This is a genomic window from Planomonospora algeriensis (genome assembly GCF_977012225.1).
In genome coordinates this window covers 1-1245 of record NZ_CDRNDK010000886.1, presented here as the reverse complement: position 1 = coordinate 1245, position 1245 = coordinate 1, and the positions used below count along the sequence as shown (strand labels likewise).

General features: G+C 75.6%; 1 protein-coding gene. It reads right to left on the bottom strand.

What is annotated here, in order from left to right:
* Positions 1-1173: MFS transporter (locus ACWJ6R_RS36645; RefSeq protein ID WP_449066595.1), on the bottom strand; the 1173-nt coding region annotated here is incomplete at its 3' end.
* Positions 1174-1245 lie beyond the last annotated feature (72 nt).

The window sequence follows — 1245 nt, the reverse complement described above, 5'->3', positions numbered from 1 at the left end:
CAGCGCCGCCGCGGCCAGCAGGACCGCCGCGGCGACGAGGGCGGCGGCCGCGCCGGTCAGCCCCACCGCGCCGGTGATCGTCCCCGACAGGACCGCGGGCAGGCTCATCGACAGGTACGCCACGACGAAGAGCGCGGCCAGCGACTCGGCCCGGTGGGCGGGCTCGGCCAGTCCCACCAGGGTCCTGAAGGTCCCGAGGAAGGTCGATCCCCAGCCGACGCCGAGCACCGCCGTACCGGTGAAGAAGAGCACCGGCGACCGCCACCACAGCGCGCACAGGATCAGCGCGAGCCCGCCCAGCAGCAGGTGCAGCCCCCGGGTCGCGGTCGTGAACGGGGCCAGCCGGCCGAGGGTGAGCTGGCCCAGCGTCGCCGCCGCGGCCAGCACGGCGACCGTGGCGCCGCCGATCAGCCGGTCGGAGGCGCCGGTCAGCTCGAGCGCCAGCGAGGGACCCAGCGACAGGTAGAAGCCGCCGACCGACCAGACCGCGACCACGGCCAGCGAGAGCAGCGCGAACGTGCGGCGCACCCGCGCCGGGACGGAGATCCGGTGCGGCCGGAAGCGCTGCCCCGTGCCCGGCGCCGTCTCCGGCAGGAAGAGGACCCCGGCGAACACGACCGCGAAGACGGCCAGCAGGATCAGATAGACGAGCACGGTGGGGGCGGGGGCGTACTGCACCAGCAGGCCGGAGCCGAGCGCGCCGGCGGCCATGCCCGCCGTGGGCGCGACGGCGTTGACCAACGTCCCCCGGCCCGGCGACCGTTCGGGCGCCAGCTCGACGAGGGCGGCGCCCACGGCTCCGGTGGCGTTGCCGACCGCCAGTCCCTGCAGGACCCGGGCGGCCAGGAGCCAGCCGAGGTTCTGCGCCGCGGCGAAGACGACCATGCTGGCCATCGCGACGGCCAGCGCGCCGAGCAGGACCCTGCGACGGCCGAGGGCGTCGGAGAGAGATCCGAACAGCAGCAGACTGCCGAGGACGGCCACGGCGTACACGGCGAAGACGATCGTCAGCACCGCGTCGGAGAACTGCCATCGCTGCTGGTAGACGAGGTACATCGGGCTGGGCGCCGCGATGGACACCGTCATGGCCGCCAGGGCCGCGGCGACCAGCCAGAACGCGTTCCCGCGGGCCAGGGTGCGGCGGCCGCCGAGGGCCGCCTGGAGGGACGTCATGTCATCGGCTCCCGATTCTCATGCGGACCGGCGGGCCCGGGGGTCCGCGGCGGACCGGCGCCGCCGCGGACC